The organism is Archangium violaceum Cb vi76, from assembly GCF_000733295.1.
In the GTDB taxonomy this organism is placed as follows: domain Bacteria; phylum Myxococcota; class Myxococcia; order Myxococcales; family Myxococcaceae; genus Archangium; species Archangium violaceum.
Genome location: NZ_JPMI01000237.1, coordinates 1 through 1204, shown reverse-complemented (window position 1 = coordinate 1204; position 1204 = coordinate 1). Strand labels below are relative to the sequence as shown.

The following is a 1204-nucleotide window of genomic DNA, read 5'->3' as shown; positions in this document are numbered from 1 at the left end:
CGCCCCCTCCAGCGTCTGGCCCCACCGGGCGCTCGCTCCGCCCGGCCCGGCGCTTCCTCATCGGTTCAAGGCACTCGTTCGGGGTCGCCGATGAACAGCGCATGGAAAAGGGTGGTGTCCGGCGGCTTTCGAGGCTCCACGTAGAGCGGAATGGGGGTCTCGGCGAGTTCGCGTGGAAGTGCGCTGGCTTCGAACCTTGCTTCAATTCTGCTCGCGATGAGGTCAGCGGGAGCCCTCATCTCGGACGGAAGCGGTTCAAAGAAGACCTCGTGGCGCCGCTTCCCGCCGTCGTATGTATATTGCACACCGTAGACTGTGTAGACGGGCGCCAGAATGCTGAGGCACCCAACGACGACCCACTCGCACTGGGTCTGTTGACGGTCTTCGGTCGAGTACGCGCCACAACGGAACGAGGCATCCACCGGGGCCGTGATATCTGACAGGGTGAAACCAGGCAGCTCCGCGCGAAAAGAGTCGAGAAAAGACCGCCACTGGTCGATCTTCTGCAGTTCTCGCTTCCAGAGTTCGTCGAACCTCTCGCGCGCTGGCGTCCGCACGAGCCCGTAGGAGACGTCCGGATCCTCCGAAGGCCAATAGTTGCTCACGATGGCCAGCAGTTGCTCGGCTGAGAATTTCATGGCTCAGAAGCCGATCCGTGTCACGGGAATGCCGGGTCTGCACCCAATCTCTACACGAGAGCCACGAACGGTCTCTTTCAGGATCTCAAGGAATGTGTCCTTGAAACTCCTGCACACGAGAGCGGCGGGACTTTCAGGAGGAGCCGGCCGGATGACAAGATCCGAGGCCTTGTTGATGCATTCCGCGGCGATTTCCGCCGCCTCCCAGGAGGCAATGTAGCCGTTGTCCCGAGTCTCTACTGGCATTCCAATGGTGAGTGTACACACGGCGGAATCCCCGGTCGTCATGTTCTGCACGTTCGCCTCGAGACATGCCGCCTGCCAACCGCTCTGACCTGTCCCGTCTCTGGGTATGACCGTGGCGAACTTGAGTTGCGTGCCACACCCCAGCAGAACCGGGAGCGCCACGACGCACAGACGGAACCACGCCAGAAGCATCGATGCGTTCAAGGAACCCACCCCGACACGGTTTCACGCCTTCACTCAGGCGTCGATGGGAAATCCCGGCATCCATCCACCGTGTTCAGTGCGGAATATGGGATGCGCTGGATGAAGCAGATGGCATC

Annotated in this window: 2 protein-coding genes; both read right to left on the bottom strand. The window is 61.1% G+C overall.

Annotation, left to right across the window (positions count from 1 at the left end; translation table 11 throughout):
• Positions 1-65 precede the first annotated feature (65 nt).
• Positions 66-638 carry a hypothetical protein gene (locus tag Q664_RS33050; RefSeq protein WP_043404699.1) on the bottom strand — a complete coding sequence of 191 codons (573 nt, stop codon included), beginning with the start codon at positions 636-638 and terminating at the stop codon, positions 66-68.
• Between the two features lie 3 nt (positions 639-641).
• Positions 642-1088 carry a hypothetical protein gene (locus Q664_RS33045; RefSeq protein ID WP_152622474.1) on the bottom strand — a complete coding sequence of 149 codons (447 nt, stop codon included), beginning with the start codon at positions 1086-1088 and terminating at the stop codon, positions 642-644.
• Between the last annotated feature and the right edge of the window lie 116 nt (positions 1089-1204).